The sequence below is a fragment of the Nonomuraea sp. NPDC049714 genome, from assembly GCF_044465295.1.
Classification (GTDB): domain Bacteria; phylum Actinomycetota; class Actinomycetes; order Streptosporangiales; family Streptosporangiaceae; genus Nonomuraea.
The window spans coordinates 1400657-1417995 of record NZ_JBITLM010000001.1 but is presented as its reverse complement, the minus strand read 5'-3'; the positions used below and the strand labels follow the sequence as shown (position 1 = coordinate 1417995).

The 17339-nt window shown below is 71.4% G+C and carries 15 protein-coding genes; 9 read left to right on the top strand and 6 right to left on the bottom strand.

Translation table 11 applies throughout. The features are described from left to right. Positions 1-51 precede the first annotated feature (51 nt). The 6 genes from ACIBQX_RS06820 (at position 52) to ACIBQX_RS06795 (ending at position 7773) form a co-directional block, all read left to right on the top strand. A complete protein-coding gene (locus ACIBQX_RS06820) occupies positions 52-1548 on the top strand; it encodes a zinc ribbon domain-containing protein (protein WP_397001397.1) in 1497 nt (498 codons plus the stop codon). Further along, positions 1548-3110: a serine/threonine protein kinase gene (locus ACIBQX_RS06815; RefSeq protein WP_397001395.1), complete on the top strand. Its 1563-nt coding sequence runs from the start codon at positions 1548-1550 to the stop codon at positions 3108-3110. The genes ACIBQX_RS06820 and ACIBQX_RS06815 overlap by 1 nt, the downstream gene beginning before the upstream one ends. 82 nt (positions 3111-3192) lie before the next feature. Further along, positions 3193-3852, top strand: coding sequence for a response regulator (locus tag ACIBQX_RS06810; RefSeq protein WP_397001558.1), 660 nt, complete (start codon positions 3193-3195; stop codon positions 3850-3852). A 92-nt stretch (positions 3853-3944) separates the two neighbouring features. Further along, positions 3945-6095, top strand: a complete 2151-nt coding sequence (locus tag ACIBQX_RS06805) for a DUF6421 family protein (RefSeq protein WP_397001393.1) — start codon at positions 3945-3947, stop codon at positions 6093-6095. After that, positions 6092-6721, top strand: a complete 630-nt coding sequence (locus ACIBQX_RS06800) for an SDR family NAD(P)-dependent oxidoreductase (protein WP_397001391.1) — start codon at positions 6092-6094, stop codon at positions 6719-6721. The genes ACIBQX_RS06805 and ACIBQX_RS06800 overlap by 4 nt, the downstream gene beginning before the upstream one ends. Further along, positions 6718-7773, top strand: a complete 1056-nt coding sequence (locus ACIBQX_RS06795; RefSeq protein ID WP_397001389.1) for a threonine aldolase family protein — start codon at positions 6718-6720, stop codon at positions 7771-7773. Before ACIBQX_RS06800 ends, ACIBQX_RS06795 begins: the two co-directional genes overlap by 4 nt. 64 nt (positions 7774-7837) lie before the next feature. Here the strand turns inward: ACIBQX_RS06795 and ACIBQX_RS06790 are convergent, their stop codons facing one another. Together ACIBQX_RS06790 and ACIBQX_RS06785 are read right to left on the bottom strand one after the other, a co-directional pair. Further along, positions 7838-9244 (bottom strand): phytoene desaturase family protein, encoded by a 1407-nt coding sequence (locus ACIBQX_RS06790; protein ID WP_397001387.1) that lies wholly within the window; start codon positions 9242-9244, stop codon positions 7838-7840. Then, positions 9244-9861, bottom strand: a complete 618-nt coding sequence (locus ACIBQX_RS06785; RefSeq protein ID WP_397001385.1) for a DUF305 domain-containing protein — start codon at positions 9859-9861, stop codon at positions 9244-9246. Before ACIBQX_RS06785 ends, ACIBQX_RS06790 begins: the two co-directional genes overlap by 1 nt. A 120-nt stretch (positions 9862-9981) precedes the next feature. On the opposite strand from ACIBQX_RS06785, the gene ACIBQX_RS06780 reads away from it, so the two are divergent. Both ACIBQX_RS06780 and ACIBQX_RS06775 read left to right on the top strand, forming a co-directional pair. Then, positions 9982-10686, top strand: coding sequence for a DUF3105 domain-containing protein (locus ACIBQX_RS06780; RefSeq protein ID WP_397001383.1), 705 nt, complete (start codon positions 9982-9984; stop codon positions 10684-10686). A 61-nt stretch (positions 10687-10747) separates the two neighbouring features. After that, positions 10748-11209 carry an SRPBCC family protein gene (locus tag ACIBQX_RS06775; RefSeq protein WP_397001381.1) on the top strand — a complete coding sequence of 154 codons (462 nt, stop codon included), beginning with the start codon at positions 10748-10750 and terminating at the stop codon, positions 11207-11209. On the opposite strand, the gene ald is transcribed toward ACIBQX_RS06775, so the two are convergent. Continuing rightward, positions 11202-12317, bottom strand: a complete 1116-nt coding sequence (ald, locus tag ACIBQX_RS06770; RefSeq protein WP_397001379.1) for an alanine dehydrogenase — start codon at positions 12315-12317, stop codon at positions 11202-11204. The genes ACIBQX_RS06775 and ald overlap by 8 nt on opposite strands. Positions 12318-12479: 162 nt before the next feature. Here ald and ACIBQX_RS06765 point away from each other — a divergent pair, with 162 nt between their 5' ends. Beyond that, positions 12480-13409 carry an excalibur calcium-binding domain-containing protein gene (locus ACIBQX_RS06765; protein WP_397001377.1) on the top strand — a complete coding sequence of 310 codons (930 nt, stop codon included), beginning with the start codon at positions 12480-12482 and terminating at the stop codon, positions 13407-13409. Here the strand turns inward: ACIBQX_RS06765 and ACIBQX_RS06760 are convergent. The 3 genes from ACIBQX_RS06760 to ACIBQX_RS06750 are packed head-to-tail and all read right to left on the bottom strand — an operon-like array spanning position 13406 to position 17266. Continuing rightward, positions 13406-14791 (bottom strand): NCS2 family permease, encoded by a 1386-nt coding sequence (locus ACIBQX_RS06760; RefSeq protein WP_397001375.1) that lies wholly within the window; start codon positions 14789-14791, stop codon positions 13406-13408. The genes ACIBQX_RS06765 and ACIBQX_RS06760 overlap by 4 nt on opposite strands. A 53-nt stretch (positions 14792-14844) precedes the next feature. Continuing rightward, entirely contained in the window at positions 14845-15078 is a 234-nt protein-coding gene (locus ACIBQX_RS06755) for an EF-hand domain-containing protein (RefSeq protein ID WP_397001373.1), read from the bottom strand. Further along, entirely contained in the window at positions 15062-17266 is a 2205-nt protein-coding gene (locus ACIBQX_RS06750) for a molybdopterin cofactor-binding domain-containing protein (protein WP_397001371.1), read from the bottom strand. The genes ACIBQX_RS06755 and ACIBQX_RS06750 overlap by 17 nt, the downstream gene beginning before the upstream one ends. Between the last annotated feature and the right edge of the window lie 73 nt (positions 17267-17339).

Sequence of the window (17339 nt, the reverse complement as noted above, 5' to 3'; positions counted from 1 at the left end):
TACGGCAGGTGCTTGGGACGCTGGTCATAACTATTCTTCAGGGAGCGGTGGATGGCGCGTCTCACAGCCCTGGCAGGCGGTGTCGCGGTGATGACCGTCCTGCTGGCCATGCCCGCGACGGCACACGAGCATCCCAGCGGGATCACCGATCTGGTGACCCCCGCGGTGGTCCGGGTGGAGGCCGTCTCGCACGTCGAGATCACGCTGCTCGACCACCTGGGTGAGCTCAAGCATGTGGAGCGTTCCTACGACATCCCTCTCGGCCAGGGCACCGGCACCGTGGTCAACCCCGAGGGCGCGATCGTCACGCTCACCCGCGTCGTCAAGACCGACGACGAGGACGTGGCCGTGCTGGCGGCCAACCGGATCTTCGCCGCGCACCACAAGGTCAAGATCCCGCAGGACACCAAACGCCACTCGCTCAAGGACCCGCAGCTCGACCGCCACCTCGAAGAGTGCTATCCGCCGAAGAAGTCCACCGCCACGTGCATCATCGACGTGACGACCGACATCACGATCTTCCCGAACGTGTCCCCGGCCGACTCCGACGGCTTCAAGGCGGAGCTGGTCAGAGCCGGGTCCGGCCCCGACGCCCCCGCCGTGCTGATGCCCTCGGGCCGGGCCGTCGGCAGCGTCGGCATGCCCACCGCCCCGCTCGCCGACAAGGTGCCCGACCTGGTGGGCTCGCCCACCAGCGTCGCCGGTTTCCTCGGCAGGCCTGGCCCGAGCGTGCGCAGCACCGTCGAGATCGCCCACCTGGGCAAGGGTGGCGGCGCGGGCGACAAGGGCAGGCCGTTCGCGGACCCGGAGAGCAAGATCGACGAGCCCGTCAAGCTCGGCGGCCTGGCCGATCGGGGCATGGCCGGCGCGCCGGTCATCGGCGACAAGGACGGGCACGTCATCGGCATGCTCGTCGGCGGCGGCAAGAACGCCAGGATGATCGGCGTACGGGAGATCACCTCGATCCTGACCAAGGCGGGGATCGCGCCGCGCAGAGGGGCGATCGACTCGGCCTTCGAGGGCGCGCTGACCCGCTACCACACCAAGTACTACACCGAGGCGGCGCCGGGCTTCCAGCGCGTCCTGGAGCTCTATCCCGGCAACACGGTGGCCGCCGAGCTGCTGAAGGTCTCGCTGGCCAAGCGGGGCGGCCCGGAGGACGAGGGCACCAAGCAGGCGGCCGTGCCGGTCGCCGAGTCCACGCCGCTGTGGCCGTTCATCGTGGCGGCCGCGGTGCTGTTCGTCGCCGCCGGGACCGGCGCGTTCGTGCTGTGGCGGCGCCGCTCGCCGGCCGACCCGCCCGAGCCGCCGTCACCACCATCAGCGCCATCTCCACCGACACCGCCCGCGATCACCGCGGAGCCTCTCGACGAGGGGTCCAGCCAGACGGTCGTGGTGCGCAGGTCGGTGGCGTTCGGGGCGGTCCCCCAGCAGAAGCAGGTGCTGACCGCGCAGGAGCCGTCGATCAAGTACTGTACGGCCTGCGGCATGAGGCTGGGGCACGGGCACCGGTTCTGCGGCTACTGCGGTCACCCCAGCGAGACGTGATGCAATTGAACGAGCGAGGACTCATCGGCCAGGAGGTGGCCGGCTACTACATCGAGGACATCGTCGGCAAGGGCGGCATGGCCGTCGTCTACCTGGCGCTGGACCCTCGGCTGAGCCGCCGCGTGGCACTGAAGATCCTCAACCCGGTGCTGAGCGTCGACGACCGGTTCAGGCAGCGGTTCATCCTGGAGTCCAGGACCGTCGCCAGCATCGAGCACCCCAACATCATCCCCATCTACGAGGCCAACGCCGACGACGACGGTGTCCTCTACATCGCCATGCGCTATGTCGACGGCCTCGACCTGCGCCGGCTGATCTACGACCGGGGGCCGCTGCCGCTCGGGCAGGCCAACCGGATCTTCGCCCAGGTGGCCGCCGCCCTGGACGCGGCGCACGCGCACGACCTGATCCACCGTGACGTGAAGCCGGCCAACATCCTGCTCGCGGGCGACCACGTCTACCTCACCGACTTCGGCATCACCAAGCACCGCACGTCGATCTCCGGGCTGACGCAGACCGACCAGTTCATCGGCACGCCGCGGTACATGTCCCCCGAGCAGATCAACAAGGAGCATATCGACGGCCGGGCCGACCAGTACGCCCTGGCCTGCGTGGTCTACGAGGCGCTGTCGGGGCGGCTGCCGTTCCAGCGTGACAACGACATCGCGCTGCTCTGGGCGCACCTGGCCGAGCAGCCGACGCCGCTGTCGCAGCTGCGGGCGGAGCTGCCGCCGGAGGTCGACGGGGTGATGATGCGGGCGCTGGGCAAGGCGCCCGAGCAGCGTTACGGGTCGTGCGCGGAGTTCGTCGCCGCGCTGCGGGACGCGATCAGCGGCGTCGCGGCGTCGGCGCCCGTCCCGGCGGGCCCGATCACCGCGCCGGGGGCCGCGCCGTCGACCGGCCCGTCCTCGCTGCCCGTGCAGCTGGCCAAGGTACGGCAGCGCACCGCGGCGGCCAGGCCGGGCAGGCTGCCGATCGTGGCGGCCACGCTGACCGCGGCCCTCGCGGCGCTGGCGCTGGTCGTCATGATCATCATCAACCAGCGGGGTGACGCCTGGGTCCGCTACCAGGACACCACCGCCGCCCCGGTGACGTTCGAGTATCCGGCCTCCTGGACCGCGCGCACGCACGCCGACCTGTTCTCGCTGGCCTCGCCGCGCGCCGCGGAGTTCGAGGCGATGTTCGTCTCCGGCGCGAGCGCCAACTGGTCGCGGGTCAACCCGATCATCACCGGCGACCCGGAGGAGGCGGTCGGCGTGTACGTCCAGGTCTCCGACACGCTCGACGCGGGCGCCGGCCGCGAGCAGATGAAGGCCATGCTGGAGGGCCTGCTGCCGGGCGAGATCGAGGTGACCGCGCCCGTCCCCGACCGCGCGGGCAACAGCGAGGCCACCCGCTACGACGGCTCGCTGCGCGACCGCAACACCGGCAACGGGCTCGGCTTCGTCGGCTACGTCATCGACCACGAGCCCAAGCCGATCCTGGTGCTGTACTTCTGCGCCCAGAACCGCTGCGACGACAGCAACCAGGTCCGCGTGCGGCAGAGCGTGCTCGTGTCCTGAGCGGCGGACGGCTTGTAACTGACTTGGATGCGGCTTGACCAGGCTGTTCAAGCCGCCGGTCGGCGTCTACCCTCTCGACCTTGTGGGCATTCGAATCGTCATTGTGGACGACCAGGCGATGGTCCGGGCGGGGCTGCGCATGGTCGTGGAGAGCGAACCCGGCATGGAGGTCGTCGGCGAGGCGGCCGACGGACGCGACGCCATCGTCGTGGCCCGGCGCACCCGGCCCGACATCGTGCTGATGGACATCTCCATGCCGCGGCTCGACGGCCTGAGCGCGGCCAGGGAACTGCTCGACACCCCGTCCCCGCCCAAGGTCATCACGCTCACCACGTTCGACACCGACGAGAACCTCTGGGCGGCCCTGCGCGCCGGCACCAGCGGCTTCCTGCTGAAGGTGTCCCCGCCCGAGCAGCTCATCGAGGCCATCCGCATCGTGCACGCCGGGGACGCGCTGCTCGACCCGGCCGTCACCAGCCGGGTGATCGCCTCCTTCGCGGGCCGCGCCGAGCCGGTGCCCTCGCCCAGGCTGGACGAGCTGACGCCGCGCGAGCTGGAGGTGCTGCGCCTGCTCGCCCGCGGGCTGACCAACGCCGAGATCGCGCGCAAGCTGTTCGTGGGGGAGGCTACGGTCAAGACGCATGTGGCGCGGGTGCTGATGAAGCTGGGGCTGCGCGACCGGGCCCAGGCGGTGGTCTTCGCCTACGAGTCCGGCGTGGTGCGGCCGGGCGACGCGGACTGACCGCATCTCAGCATACGGAACCCATTTTGTGAGCTTAGGGGGCGCTATGTGTATATTTTTCGTCATAAGGCGGGAGTGACAGGAGAAATTTCATGCATGCGTTCCCCAGGGTGCTGTTCGACGAGGCCCACAGCGAGTCGTGGACCATCCGGCGAGAGGTGGCCGAGGCCATCAGCCCCGCCCACCCCGACGACAACAGTTACGCGCGCGCCGCCGGGCTGCTGCGCCATCTCGGCCACACCGTGACGGCGCACACCGAGGGCCCGCTCGACGCGGGAACGCTCCAGGAACAGGACCTGCTGGTCATCGCGCACCCGTCGGGTGAGCGGTGGGAGCGCACCACCGGGCAGGGCAGCCCGGTCTTCGCCCCGGCTGAGCTGGACGCCGTGGAGGCGTTCGTGGCCGGTGGCGGCGGGCTGGTCGTGCTGGCCGAGGAGGAGCAGGACAAGTACGGCAACAACCTGGCCGAGCTGCTCGCCCGGTTCGGCGTGGGCGTGGAGCACACCACCGTGCGCGACCCCCGGCACGCTCACCGGGGCGTCGCCACCTGGGTCCTGGCCGACCGCGCCACCGCGGACGGCCTGCTCGCGGGCGTCCGCACCGCCTGCTTCTATCGCAGCGGGGTGCTGACCGCGCCGGACTCCGCCACCGTCCTGTTCACCACCTCGCCGGACGCCGCCCCGGCAGGCGCCCCGCTGGCGCTCTCGCTCCGGTACGGCCAGGGACGCGTGGTGGTGTTCGCCGATTCGGACCTGTTCGGCGACGACTCGATCGAGGACCACGACCATCTCCGGCTGTGGGGCAACGTGATCACCTGGGCCGCCAGGATGCCCGGCCATCGGCCGGCCGTGGAGCAGGCGGGTCCGGCCGCGGTGACCCAGGCGGGAGACGGCCTCAGCGCCGGGCCCGGGGCCGCACCGTCGGCCGAGCTCAAGGCCGAGCCGTCGGCCGAGCTCAAGGCCGTGCTGTTCGGCGAGCTCAAGGCCGTCGTCGAAGAGCTGCGGCCGATGCAGGCCAAGGACGGGTCGGTGCCCGAGGGCAAGGGGCGCGGCAAGGAGCTGGTCGCCGCGATCGCCGCCAAGGTCGGCGAAATGTCACCATATTTCCCCCAAGGCGCCGCCTACCTCCAGGCCGTACAGGACGACCTCGCCGCATGGTCCCAGCAGGACCTCGGCGTCCCCGACTTCCTCGACTCGCTGAACCTCTTCCACCCCGACACCCAGCGCGTCGACGGCCTCGAACACCTCGTGCTCTTCCCGATGTACACCCAGAACGGCAACCCGGACCGCAACCTGGAAGCCGTCTGGATCCGGACGATCTGGCCCGGTTGGCTGGCGGCGCTCGAGTCGGGCGGCTACGACAACCCGATGTTCGTGCCGATCGCGTTCGAGGACTTCACCTCCGGCTACGACACCCACTCGGCCGTGCTCTTCCCCGAGACGGTCGCGGTCCGCCAGGCGCCCGAGCGCTTCACCTGGGGCGGCATCTTCGCCGACCGGGAGGCCGCGAGGTTCAGGCGGGTGTCCAAGGCCGCCACCGAGACGCTCAGGCTGGAGCTGCCGCCGGACGCGGCCAGGCTGCTGGAGTCGCAGCGGCTCGCCCAGGACACCTTCGTGCTCTGGGACCTGGTCCACGACCGTACGCACAGTCACGGTGACCTGCCCTTCGACCCCTTCATGATCAAGCAGCGGATGCCGTACTGGCTCTACTCCCTGGAGGAGCTGCGCTGCGACCTGACGGCGTTCGGCGAGGCGGTGAAGCTGGAGAGCGAGGGCGTGCCGTACGCCCGGTACGTGCAGCACGCGATCCTGTTCGACCGGCTTTTCCGGTTCCCGATCACGGGGGCCCGGGTGCGCAACTACGACGGGCTCGGCGGTCAGCTCCTGTTCGCCTACCTGCACCGCAACGACATCGTCCGGTGGACCGACAACCGGCTCTCGATCGACTGGGACCGGGTCGCCGACGGCGTGGCCGACCTGCGGGGCGAGGTGGAGAAGCTCTACCGCGACAGCATCGACCGGTCCAAGCTGGCGCACTGGCTGGCGGCGCACGAGCTGGTCGGCGCCTACGTCGAGCCGCACCCGGCCTCCGTCTGGGCGCAGGGCGTCCAGGCGCTGCCCGAGGAGCAGAAGGCCAAGGTGGACGCGGTGCTGCCGGACGAGTTCCCCCTGAGCATGTTCTACGAGGCGCTGCGCCGTAAGCTGACAGACGTGGTCGAATCGACGAGGGGGATCCGCGCGTGATCATCGTGGTGACGGGCGCCGGCGGCCCCACTGGCACGGCAGTGTCCGAATATTTCCGCAAAAATGGGCACACCGTGCTTGAGGCCGGCAGAGACCAGGTCGACCTGCTCGACCGCGCCGCCGTGCAGGCGTTCGCCGGCCGGATCGAGGCCGAGCACGGCCACGTCGACGGGGTGATCCACCTGGTCGGCGGCTGGCGCGGGTCCGATTCGTTCGCCGAGACCGACCTCGGCGACTGGGACGCCCTGCACGACCTGCTCGTGCGCACCCTCCAGCACGTCTCGCTCGCCTTCGAGTCGCTGCTGCGCAAGAGCGCCAACGGCCGCTTCGTGATCGTCTCGGCCCAGGCCGCCCAGCGCCCGAGCGCCGGCGGCGCCGCCTACGCGGCCGCCAAGGCCGCCGCGGAGGCCTGGACGCTGTCCCTGGCCGACGCGCTCCAGGGCACCGGCAGCGCGGCGACCATCCTCGTCGTCAAGGCGCTGGTCAACGACGCCATGCGCGCCGCCAAGCCGGACGCCCGCTTCCCCGGCTTCACCGACGTACGCGACCTCGCCGAGGCGATCGGCGGGCTCTACGACCAGCCCGCCGCGCAGGTCAACGCGACCCGATTGGACCTCACCACGTGATTCGGCACGACCCCCGGCTCAAGGGCTTCGCCAGCGACAACTACGCCGGAGTGCACCCGGAGATCCTGCACGCCATCGCCGAGGCCAACGGCGGCCACCAGATCTCCTACGGCGACGACGTCTACACCGAGGCCCTGCAGGACATCTTCCGGCGCCACTTCGGCGACCAGGCGCGGGCCTGGCCCGTCTTCAACGGCACCGCCGCGAACGTCATCTCCCTGCGGGCCATGACCGCCCACTGGGAAGCGGTCATCTGCCCCGAGACCGCGCACATCAACACCGACGAGGGCGGCGCGCCGGAGGTGGCCGGCGGCATCAAGCTCCTGACCGTCCCCACCCCCGACGGCAAGCTCACCCCCGAGCTCGTCGACCGCCAGGCGTGGGGCTTCGGCGACGTGCACCGCGCCCAGCCGAAGGTCGTGTCCATCTCCAACACCACCGAGCTCGGCACCGTCTACACCCCCGGCGAGATCGCCGCGATCTGCGCGCACGCGCACGAGCGCGGCCTGCTCGTCCACCTCGACGGCTCCCGCCTCACCAACGCGGCCGCCGCCCTCGACGTGCCGCTGCGGGCGCTGACCACCGACGCGGGCGTGGACGTGCTCTCCTTCGGCGGCACGAAGATCGGGCTGCTGTACGGCGAGGCGGTCGTGGTGCTCAATCCCGAGGCGGCCACCGGCGTCGACTACATCCGCAAGACGTTCATGCAGTTGTCGTCGAAGATGCGGTTCGTGTCCGCGCAGTTCGAGGCGCTGCTCTCCGGCGACCTCTGGCTGCGCAACGCCCGGCACGCCAACGCCATGGGCAGACGGCTGGCCGAGGCCGTCCGCGACCTGCCCGGCGTCGAGGTGCCGCGCCCCGTCGAGGCCAACGCGGTCTTCGCCGTCCTGCCCGCCGACGTCACCCAGCGACTGCAGAAGCGCTTCCGCTTCTACACCTGGAACGAGGCGACGGGCGAGGTCCGCTGGATGTGCGCGTGGGACACCACCGAAGCCGACGTGGACGCCTTCGCCGCCGCGGTGGCCGAGGAACTGGGCGTCCAGCCCTCCTGACAGCGTCCTTCCTGAACGCCGGGCCGGCATCGAGCGCTTCGAGCGCCGGGCTCAGGCCTGGCGTTCAGCGCTTGAGGGCCAGGCGGGCGGCCTGGTGGCCGCCGATGCCGTGCACCCCGGCCCCCGGCGGCGTCGAGGCGGAGCAGAGGAAGACGCCCGGGAGCGGGGTGCGCCACGGCGCGGGCGACCACACCGGCCGCTTCACGAACTGCCCGAGGCTGGCCAGCCCGCCGCCGATGTCGCCGCCCAGCAGGTTGGCGTTCGCCGCTTCCAGCGCGGCCGGCCCCATGACGTGCCGGGCCAGCACCCGCTCGCCGAACCCCGGCGCGAACCGCTCGATCTGCGCCTCGATCGCGCCCGTCATGTCCACCGGCGACCCGTTGGGAACATGGCAGTAGGCCCACAGCGTGTGCCCGCCCCGGCCGGGGTCCGCGGCGTACGGCTGCACGAGCAGGACGTACGGGCGCGGCGAGTGATGTCCGGCGGCCGTCTCCGCCTCGCTGAGCGTGATCTCCTCCAGCGTGCCGCCCAGGTGCACGGTGCCCGCGCCGGCCACCGCCGGGTCCCGCCACGGCACCGGCCCGTCGAGCGCCCAGTCCATCTTGAACACGCCCGGCCCGCGACGGAAGCGGGACAGCCGCCGCCGGTAGGGGGCGGGCAAGTCGGCCATCCGCAGGAACTGCTCCGGTGACACGTCGAGCACCACCGTCTCCGCGTCGAGCTCGGCCAACCGGCGCACCCGGTGACCGGTCACCGCCTGGCCGCCCAGCTTGCGCAGCAGGGCGACCAGGGCATCGGCCAGCACCTGGGAACCGCCCTTGACCAGCGGCCAGCCCACCAGGTGGGCCAGCGCGCCGAGGGTCAGGCCGTACCCACTGGTCAGCGGCGATCGGAGGTCCAGCATCGTGTGCGCGGCCATGCCCGCCAGCAGCGCGCGCCCCGCCACGGTCCTGAACCCGCGCCGCGCGAGCGTCGTGGCGGGCAGGGCGGCGATCATCCCGAAGCGCGCGGCGGCGGCGAGGGTGGCCGGCCGCACCTGCTGAGCCCCCCACGGGCCCAGCGGCCGCAGCAGCAGGTCCGTGAGCGGGAACCCGGCCCGCGCCACCGCCCCCGCCGTCGCCCGCCACACCGCCGCGTCCCGTCCCAGCCCCTCGCAGGTGCGGCGCACGTCGCGGTGCAGGAGCACGGCGGGGCGGTCGTCGAGCGGATGCGCGGCGGCCACCGGCGGGTGGACGAACTCGACGCCGTCCAGGTCCAGCTCGCGCAGCGCGGGGGAGGCCAGCGCCATCGCCATCACGGTCGCGCCCAGGTCGTGCACCCGGCCGGGCAGCGTCAGCTCCGCCGAGCGCAGCCCGCCGCCGAACCGGTCGGCCGCCTCCAGCAGCAGCACCTCGCGCCCGGCCAGGGCCAGCGTCACGGCCGCGACGAGCCCGTTGGGGCCCGATCCCACGACGACCGCGTCGGCGCTCATCAGGACGCCGGCAGTGCGCCCCGCCGGGCGAGCAGATCCGTCATGAGGTCGATCTCGGCCTTCTGACCGTCGACGATCTTGCGTGCCATCCTGACCACCTCCGTGCGGTCCGACAGCCTGAGCAGGCCCTCGGCCATCTCCACGCCGCCCTCGTGATGGCGGATCATGAGCCGAAGGAACTGCACCTCGGCCTCGGCGCCCGTCAGCTCGTCCAGTTTGGCGAGGTCCTGCTGCGAGGCCATGCCGGGCATCTCCCGCGTCGAGGCCGACACCTGGACGTGGCCGTGGCCGTTCATCCACCGCATCGGCCGCAGGTCCGTCGACTGGGTGAGCCCCCACTGCTCCAGCCAGCCCAGGAACATGCCGCGCTGGTTGGCCTGCGTGTTGATGATGTCGAAGGCCAGGTTTCGGATCTCCCCGGACTCGCTCTTGTCCCTGATCGTGAAGGACATGGCGACGGCCTGCGCGTGGTGCGTGGCCATGTCGCGGGCGAACCCCGCCTCCGGCGAGGTGTCACCGGGCGTGCCCCGGCCACCGAACACGAGGAACACCGCGGCGGCGGCGACGACCAGGACGGCGAGGGCGACGAAGAGCGATCTGCTGGCGGGTTTCTCCATGGCCTCTACAGCCTACCCAGCCCCTGGTCCAGTTGTGATCGCATGCTTATCCGCACCTTATTCTCCGCATACGCCCGGAGGGCATAGGGTGACCCAAGTTGGTACGCCGATGGAGGAACGATGACGAAGGAGAAGGCGCAGGCGCGGCGCGAGCATCTGCAGAAGATGCGAGCCCAGCAGCAGCGCAAAGAACGTCGCACCGCCCTGCTGATGTGGGGCACAGGCGGTCTCGTCGTCGTGCTGCTCGTCGGCCTGGTCGGCTACTACCTGATCGAGCAGTCGCGCGTGACCTCGCTCGACGGCGTGACCAGCGTCACGTACGACGGCGGGCAGCACGTGGCGAACACGGTCGCCTACAAGGAGACCCCGCCGGTCGGTGGCGAGCACAACGGCTACTGGCAGGCCTGCGCCATCTACGACAAGCCGATCCACAACGAGCACGCCGTCCACTCCCTGGAGCACGGCGCCGTCTGGATCACCTACCGCCCCGACCTGCCCAAGGCCCAGGTGGACAAGCTCAAGGAAGTGGCGGGCTCGACGGGTCAGCAGGACTACATGCTGGTCAGCCCGTTCCCCAACCTGCCCGCGCCGGTCGTGGTCTCGTCCTGGGGTCACCAGCTGAAGCTGGACAACCCCGAGGACCCGAAGCTGGGCGCCTTCATCAAGCGCTACCAGAACGGCCCGGACACCCCTGAGCCGGGCGCCACGTGCGGCGGTCCGCAGGCCATCTCCACCACGGCCGACCAGGCTCCGCTCCCGCAGCCGGAGCAGCCGCAGCAGACCCAGGCACCGGCCAGCCCGATGCCGTCGCAGTCGCAGCAGTAAAAGCACGAGAGACCCCTGGGCGGGAGAGAGACCCGCCCAGGGGTTCCGTACGCTCAGGGCCGTGACGCGCTTAGAGGTCATCACCCACGTCCTGGCACCCCCTGAGCGAGTCTTCGCCGAGTCGCTGTCGGTGGAGGCGCACACCGCCTCCATGAGCGCCTCGGGCGAGCGGGCCGTGGCCGGGGTCACGTCCGGCCGGCTCACCCTGGGCGACCAGGTCACCTGGCAGGCCCGCCACTTCGGCGTCACCTGGCGGCTGACCTCCGTCATCAGCGCCTGCGCCCCGCCCACGTCCTTCGTCGACGAGCAGGTGGCGGGCCCCTTCCGGCGCTGGTGGCACGAGCACCGCTTCGAGGACGACGGCGACGGCGGCACCCTCATGCGGGACGTGATCGACTTCGCCGCCCCCGCCGGGCCGCTGGGCCGGATGGCCGAGGCGCTGGTGCTGCGCCGGCACATGACCCGGCTGATCCTGCGGCGCAACCGCCACCTCAAGACGGTCACCGAGCGAGGTCTCAGCTGAGCACGTCCTCCGGCGGCACCCAGTCCAGGCCGTGGGCCTCGGCCACGGGACGGCTGGTGAGGTGGCCCTCGTGGGTGCTCAGGCCGAGCGCCAGGGCCTCGTCCCGGCGCATCGCCGCCGCCCAGCCGTGGTCCGCGATCGCCAGCGCGTACGGGAGGGTGACGTTGGTCAGCGCGAAGGTGGAGGTGTGCGGGACCGCGCCCGGCATGTTCGCCACGCAGTAGAAGATCGAGTCGTGCACCGGGTAGGTCGGCTCGGCGTGCGTGGTCGGGCGGGAGTTCTCGAAGCAGCCGCCCTGGTCGATGGAGATGTCCACCAGCACCGAGCCGGGTTTCATCCGGCTGACCAGCTCGTCGGTCACCAGCCTGGGCGCCTTGGCGCCGGGGATCAGGACGGCCCCGATGACCAGGTCGGCCTCCAGGACGGCCCGCTCGATCTCCAGGATGTTGGAGGCGACCGTCTGGCAGTGGCCCTGATAGATCAGGTCGGCCTGGCGGAGCTTGTCGATGTTCGTGTCCAGCAGGAGCACCTCGGCCTGCATGCCGAGTGCGATGGCGGCCGCGTTCATGCCGGAGACGCCCGCGCCGATCACCACCACCTTGGCCGCGTACACGCCGGAGACGCCGCCCATCAGGACGCCCCTGCCGCCCTGCGAGCTCATCAGATGGTAGGCGCCGACCTGGGGCGCGAGCCGGCCCGCCACCTCGGACATGGGCGCGAGCAGGGGGAGGCGGCCGTCGGGCGTCTGCACGGTCTCGTAGGCGACGCCGGTGATCCCCGCGTCGAGCATCGCCCGCGTGCAGGCCTGCGACGCGGCCAGGTGCAGGTAGGTGAAGAGCACCTGGCCCTTGCGCATCCGGTGGTACTCCTCCGCGACCGGCTCCTTGACCTTGAGGATCAGGTCGCATCCGGCCCAGACCGAGTCCGCGTCGGGCAGGATGACCGCGCCCGCCGCCTGGAACTCGGCGTCGGGGATGGCGGAGCCGAGGCCCGCCTCCCGCTCGACGAAGACCTGATGGCCGTGGCGTACCAGCTCGTGGGCGCCCGCCGGGGTGAGCGCCACCCGGTGCTCGGTGTTCTTCACCTCGCGGGGAACTCCGACCTTCATGGTCCCCACCCCGTTTCCGCTGAACTGTGGGATTGCCGTAATTCTTTCTCCATTCTCCTCCACTTAACAGAAAAGCGAGATTTGTTCACCGGATTACCCGGCTTCCGACGGTCCTCGATAAGCTCACCGGCAGCCCGAAACGTCAGGATGGGGACGTCATCGATGGACAAGCCGGAAGAGCCGCCAGCCGCGGATCCGGGGCATCCGCAGGCGAGCAGGCTCACCACCATCGTGCTGATCGTCTCGCTCGTCCTGGTGGTGCTGGTCGCGGGGGTGCTCGGCACCATCGCCGTCCTCATGACCAGGAGCCCGGACTCCCCGCTGCTCGGCGGCGCGCCGCCGAAGCGGCTGGCCACGCCGATCCACTTCGCCCCCGTACGCGAGACGAAGGCGGCGCCGTGTCCTGGTGAGGAGGCCGCGCTCGACGAGACCCAGGCCACCTGCTACCTGCTCGAGAACGGCGTCACGGTCAACGCCGTGCAGGAGATCGAGGCGGTGCGCGAGACGGACGGCACCCACTCGGTCCGCATCGCGGTCGCGCCGGCGTACAAGCAGAAATTAGTCGACCTCATCGACGAGCAGGTCGCCGACCAGCGGCAGATCGCGGTCGTGCTGGTGCCGAGGACGGTCGTGGCGGCGCCCGTCGTCACCCAGAGCATGGACGGCGACAGCCTGAGCATCGTCGGGTTCTCCAAGGAGGACGCCGAGGCGCTGGCCACGCGCCTGCTCGGCGCCACCGGCACCCCGACCGGCGACCCGACCGGAACCCCCACCGGCGACCCGACCGGAACCCCCACCGGCGACCCGGCCGGAACCCCCACCGGCGGCCCGGCCACCTCTCCCGGCCGGCCCACGGGGGCCGCCACCACGGGCACGGGCACGCCGACCGGCACCTCGACCGGCAGCCCGACAGGTGACCCCACAGGCGACACGGCCGGCGCCGACGGGACGCTCAACCCCAAGTACGACAGCTGCCGGCAGGCCAGAGCCGCCGGGTACGGCCCGTACACGAAGGGCGTCCACCCCGAGTACGCCTGGTACACCGACGTCGACAACAACGGCGTGGCCTGCAACGGCGCAGACCTGAGCTAGACGAACAGCCCCTCCACCGCGCCGATCCCGAAGTAGGCCAGGAAGAGCAGCGAGACCACCCAGAGCAGCCACGGGATCTCCGAGAACTTCCCCCGTGCCGCCTTGATGAGCGTGTAGACGATCACCCCGGCGCCCACCCCGTTCGTGATCGAGTACGTGAACGGCATCAGCGCGATCGTCAGGAACGCGGGCACGGCCAGCTCCAGGTCCTGCCAGGGCACGTTCCTGCTCTGCATCATCATCAGCGCCCCCACCAGCACCAGCGCGGGTGCGGCCGCGGCGGCGGGCACCACCGCGGCCAGCGGCGTGAACAGCAGCGTCAGCCCGAGCAGGGCCCCGGTGAACAGGCTGGCCAGCCCGGTCCGCGCCCCCTCGCCCACGCCGGCCGCCGACTCGACGAACACCGTGTTGGCCGACGAGCTCACCGCCCCGCCGACCATGCCCGCCACGCCGTCCACGGTGAGGATCCGGCCCAGCCGCGGCACCCGGCCGCGCTCGTCCACCAGCCCGGCCTCGTCGCTGACGCCGATGATCGTGCCCATCGCGTCGAAGAACCCGGACAGCACCAGCGTGAACAGCACCACGGTCGCCGTCAGCACGCCCGCGCGGGCGAAGCCGCCGAGCAGGTCGACCTCGCCCACCAGGCCGAAGTCCGGCGCCGACACCAGCGACTCGGGCACCCGGGGCGTCACCACTCCCCACGCCCCGGGCTCGACCGTGGCCAGCGAGTTCACCAGGACGGCCACCACAGCGGTCACGGCGATGCTGATGAGGATGGCCGCCGGGGTCCTGCGGACGAACAGGACGATCATCAGCAACAGGCCGAAACAGAACACCGAGACCGGCCACCCCGACAGCCGCCCGGTCGCACCGAGCTGCACGGGCGTGCCCGTGCCGCGCGCCACGAACCCGGCGTCCACCAGGCCGATGAGCGCGATGAACAGCCCGATGCCGACGCTGATGGCGTGCTTGAGCGCGAGCGGGATCGCGTTCATGATCAGCGTGCGCAGCCCCGTCACCGCGAGCACGATGATGACCAGCCCTTCGAGCACGACCAGCCCCATCGCCTGCGCCCAGGTCATGAACGGCGCGGCCTGGTAGGCCACCACCGCGTTCAGCCCCAGGCCGGCGGCCAGCGCCAGCGGCGCGTTGCCGATGACGGCCATGAGCAGCGTGGAGATGGCCCCCGCCAGCGCGGTCGACGTGGTGAGCTGCGAGATCGTCAGCTTCGCGCCGGTGACGTCCTGCGCGCCGGCCAGGATGATCGGGTTGAGCAGGATGATGTACGCCATCGCCATGAACGTGGTGATGCCGCCACGCATCTCACGGCCGACGGTCGTCCCTCGCCCGGACAGCTCGAAGAACCTGTCGAGCACCGCCATCCCCCTTCACGATCAAGGGGGATGGCGGGTTGCCTACCCGGCGGGCGACGTGATCACGCCTGCTCGTGCCGTCCGCCGCCGACCAGCGCGGCGAACTCCTCCAGCCCGATCCGGCCGTCACCGTCGCTGTCCGCGGACACGATGAACGCCTCGACCTCCGACTCGGAGGCGCCGAGCCCGCCCAGCGCCTGGTTGGCCTGCCTGATCTCGGCGGCCGTCAGCAGACCGTCACCATCGGTGTCGAACCGCTCGAACTCCGCCTTCGCCGCTTCACGCGCGTCTGCCATGAGATCCCTCCCCGTTGTGAACCAAGGCGATATCCTCGGGTCTGATCGGAACCCGAGTCAACCGCAGTCCCGTCGCGGCCCGTACGGCGGCCGCGATGGCGGGGGTGGACGACAGCGTCGGCGGCTCGCCCGCGCCGCGCAGCCCGTACGGCGCCGCCGGGTCCGGATTCTCCAGGATCTTCAGCGTCATCGGCGGCATGTCGAGGATGGTGGGGATCAGATAGTCGGTGAAGGACGGGTTCAGCACCACGCCGTCGCGCACCTGGATCTCCTCCATCAGCGCCAGCCCCAGGCCCTGCGCCGACCCGCCGTGGATCTGCCCCTCCAGCGCCTGCGGGTTGAGGATCCGGCCCACGTCCTGCACGGCCGCCAGCTCCACCACCTTCACCAGGCCCAGCTCCACGTCCACGTCCACGACCGCCCGGTGCACGCACAGCGCGAGCTGGGTGTGCGAGTGCCCCTGCCCGGTGTCGGGGTGCATCGGGTACGTGGGCCGGTGCCGGTACTCGCGCGTCTCCTCGATCGGGCCGAGCTTCTCCAGCGCCTCCCGGGCCGGCATCCCGCCGAAGCGCTCCCGTACGGCCTCGCAGGCGGCCTTCACCGCGCCCCCGGTGACGTACGACTGCCGCGAGGCGGACGACGAGCCCGCCGAGCCGACAGAGGTGTCGGCGGTCGCCACGGTCACCCGCTCGACGCCCAGCTCGGTACGGGCGATCTGCGCCTGGATCGTCACCAGGCCCTGCCCCACCTCGGCCGCCGCGGTGTGCACGGTGACGTGCGGCTCGCCGCCGACCAGCTCGGCCCGCACCCGGGCCGTGGAGTAGTCGTCGAAGCCCTCGGAGAAGCAGATGTTCTTGATCCCGACGCCGTAGCCGACGCCACGCCGCACCTGCTCGCCATGGGTGGTCTGTGAGACGCCGCCGGGCAGGGCGCGCAGGTCCTGCCCGGCCGGGGCGGGGAGGGGGAAGTCCGCCAGGTCGCGCAGCATGTCCGCGAGCGGCGCCGGTGAGTCGATCACCTGGCCGGTGATGAGCGAGGAGCCCTGGGAGACCGCGTTGCGCACCCGGATCTCCACGGGCGACAGGCCGCACGCCTCGGCCAGCCGGTCCATCTGCGACTCGTAGGCGTAGCAGGCCTGCACCGCGCCGAAGCCGCGCATCGCGCCGCAGGGCGGGTTGTTGGTGTAGACGCCGGTCGCGTCCACCCGCACGTTCGGCACCTCGTACGGGCCCGCGCCGAGCGAGGCGGCGTTGCCGACGACCGCGGGGGAGGAGGAGCAGTAGGCGCCGCCGTCGAGCAGGATGTCGGCCTTGACGTAGACGAGCCTGCCGTCGCGGGTGGCGCCGTGCTCGTAGCGCATCCGGGCCGGGTGGCGGTGCACATGGCCGAAGAACGACTCCTCGCGGCCGTACGAGATCTTCACCGGGCGGTCCAGCCGCAGCGCCAGCATGCAGGCGTGGACCTGCATCGACAGGTCCTCGCGCGCGCCGAAAGCGCCGCCGACGCCGGACAGGGTCAGCCGCACCTTGTCCGGCGGCAGGCCCAGGCAGGGGGCGAGCTGGTCGCGGTCCACGTGCAGCCACTGGGTGGCGATGTAGAGGTCGACGCCGCCGTCCTCGGCGGGGACCGCCAGGCCGGACTCCGGGCCGAGGAAGGCCTGGTCCTGCATGCCTACTTCGTACTCGCCCGTGACGACGACCTCGGCCTCGAAGGTGTCGCCCGTGCGCACCGGCTGATATCTGACGAAATCTCGGGATTCGCGGGGGTCTGTCACGGCCGCGCGTGGCTCGTACTCCACCACGATCGCCGCCGCCGCCCTGCGCGCCGTCTCCGGATGGTCGGCCGCCACCAGCGCCACCGGCTCGCCCTGGTAACGCACCTGGTCGATGGCGAGCACCGGCTGATCCTTCACGTCCAGCCCGTAGAACTTCTCGCCCGGCACGTCCTCGTGCGTCAGCACGGTGCGCACCCCGGGGATCGCCAGCGCCGGGCCCACGTCGATGGCGCGGATCCACGCCGAGGCGTGCGGGCTGCGCAGCGTCGCGCCCCAGACCATGCCCTCCAGCCACAGATCCGAGGCGTACGCGAACTCGCCCGTGACCTTGAGCACCGCGTCCGGCCGGGGCGCGCTGACGCCGACCCCCTGCGGTGCCTGGCTCACCGTCTCCGTCAGCCTCTGGGTGGACATCCTCTGAGTGGACATCTTTCGAGTAGAGCACCACTGCCGGCCACCCGGAATGCGCGCGGCGTGAAATCGAGGT

Excerpts from the sequence above, each read along its gene's own strand:
- ACIBQX_RS06805 (WP_397001393.1), top strand. The coding sequence starts at position 3,945 with ATGCATGCGTTCCCCAGGGTGCTGTTCGACGAGGCCCACAGCGAGTCG.
- ACIBQX_RS06780 (WP_397001383.1), top strand. The coding sequence starts at position 9,982 with ATGACGAAGGAGAAGGCGCAGGCGCGGCGCGAGCATCTGCAGAAGATG.
- ACIBQX_RS06760 (WP_397001375.1), bottom strand. The coding sequence starts at position 14,791 with ATGGCGGTGCTCGACAGGTTCTTCGAGCTGTCCGGGCGAGGGACGACC.
- ACIBQX_RS06750 (WP_397001371.1), bottom strand. The coding sequence starts at position 17,266 with ATGTCCACCCAGAGGCTGACGGAGACGGTGAGCCAGGCACCGCAGGGG.
- ACIBQX_RS06785 (WP_397001385.1), bottom strand. The coding sequence starts at position 9,861 with ATGGAGAAACCCGCCAGCAGATCGCTCTTCGTCGCCCTCGCCGTCCTG.
- ACIBQX_RS06815 (WP_397001395.1), top strand. The coding sequence starts at position 1,548 with ATGCAATTGAACGAGCGAGGACTCATCGGCCAGGAGGTGGCCGGCTAC.
- ACIBQX_RS06755 (WP_397001373.1), bottom strand. The coding sequence starts at position 15,078 with ATGGCAGACGCGCGTGAAGCGGCGAAGGCGGAGTTCGAGCGGTTCGAC.
- ald (WP_397001379.1), bottom strand. The coding sequence starts at position 12,317 with ATGAAGGTCGGAGTTCCCCGCGAGGTGAAGAACACCGAGCACCGGGTG.
- ACIBQX_RS06790 (WP_397001387.1), bottom strand. The coding sequence starts at position 9,244 with ATGAGCGCCGACGCGGTCGTCGTGGGATCGGGCCCCAACGGGCTCGTC.
- ACIBQX_RS06820 (WP_397001397.1), top strand. The coding sequence starts at position 52 with ATGGCGCGTCTCACAGCCCTGGCAGGCGGTGTCGCGGTGATGACCGTC.
- ACIBQX_RS06765 (WP_397001377.1), top strand. The coding sequence starts at position 12,480 with ATGGACAAGCCGGAAGAGCCGCCAGCCGCGGATCCGGGGCATCCGCAG.